This is a genomic window from Ruegeria sp. CDSA034 (genome assembly GCF_059612275.1).
The window spans coordinates 1-1,510 of the sequence record NZ_JBXWQH010000032.1; the positions used below are offsets into that span (position 1 = coordinate 1).

General features: G+C 54.8%; 1 protein-coding gene. It reads left to right on the forward strand.

Annotated features, from left to right (window positions below):
• Positions 1–85 precede the first annotated feature (85 nt).
• Positions 86–1,437 (forward strand): IS3 family transposase gene (locus AC2FLJ_RS22775; RefSeq protein WP_496707779.1). Its coding sequence is split into 2 segments (ribosomal slippage): positions 86–422 and positions 422–1,437, totalling 1,353 coding nucleotides; the frame shifts between segments, so codons are not numbered across the junction.
• Positions 1,438–1,510 lie beyond the last annotated feature (73 nt).

A 1,510-nucleotide genomic window follows, 5' to 3' on the forward strand; every position in this document is an offset into this window, starting at 1 on the left:
TGTCCGCCATCAGCACCCATGGAACAGACTAGGTTGATTGCGTAGCGGAGGATTTCAGGCTCATCGTAACCATCAGAGAGTGGAGATGAGAATGAAATCCGGGAAACAGAAAGCGTCAGCAGAGAGAGTTGTCAAAGACATCCGCAGGAAGACACGGCGCCAGCATTCGGCAGAGGAGAAGATCCGTATTGTGTTGGATGGGCTTCGTGGTGAAGACAGCATAGCGGAGCTGTGTCGCCGTGAAGGAATAGCTACGAGCCTGTATTACAGCTGGTCGAAAGAGTTCCTTGAGGCCGGTAAGAAGCGGTTGGCTGGCGATACCGCACGCCAGGCTACCAGCTCTGAGGTGAAGGATTTGAGAGCGGAATCGTCGGCGCTGAAAGAGGTAGTCGCCGACCTGACCCTTGAGAACCGGCTGCTCAAAAAAAGCATGTTCGAGGATGGGGGAGACGACGAATGAGATATCCCGCATCCGAAAAGCTTGAGATCATCCGGCTGGTTGACGGTTCGCACCTGCCGATCAAACGCACACTGGAAAAGCTCGGCATTCCCAGAACGACCTTCTACCGCTGGTACGACAGGTATCTGTCTTTCGGCGAGGCCGGGCTTGAGGATCGCCATTCCCGGCCAGGTAGGGTTTGGAACCGCATCCCCGACAAGGTGCGCAAGCAGATCGTGGAACTGGCTCTGGAAGAACCCGAGTTATCGCCCCGCGAGCTTGCGGTGCGGTTCACCGACACCAGGCGCTACTTCGTTTCTGAGGCCAGTGTTTACAGGCTTCTGAAGGCACAAGATCTGATCACTAGCCCAGCCTGCATCACCATCAAAGCGGCGGATGAATTCCATGAGAAGACTGTGCGGCCGAACCAGCTTTGGCAGACCGACTTCACCTATCTCAAAGTCATCGGTTGGGGCTGGTTCTACCTGTCTACGATCCTGGATGATTACAGCCGTTACGTTGTCTCTTGGCGCCTTTGCACCACGATGAAAGCTGACGATGTCACAGGAACGCTGGAAGACGCTTTGGCTGCATCAGGTTGTGACAGTGTCACCGTTGCCCACAAGCCCCGGCTGCTCAGCGACAACGGCAGCAGTTACATCTCTGGCGAGTTGGCGAAATGGCTGGATGAGCAGGGTATGGATCATGTTCGGGGAGCGCCCAACCATCCGCAGACCCAGGGCAAGATTGAGCGATGGCATCAGACGATGAAGAACCGTGTCCTGATGGAAAACTACTATCTGCCAGGAGCGCTCGAACAGGCCATCGGCGACTTCATCAATCACTACAACCACAACCGATACCACGAGAGCATCAGCAATCTGACACCCGCCGATGTCTATTTCGGTCGAGCCGAAACAATCCTCAGACGCAGAAAGGAAATCAAACACCAGACAATCCAGAAACGCCGCTTGCTGCATCATCAGAACGCGGCGTAGATTGAAACTACGGCGAGCCTGATCCTCCTAAGCCAATCAAACGCTCGTGTTCCAAATCATTCGATGACGGACA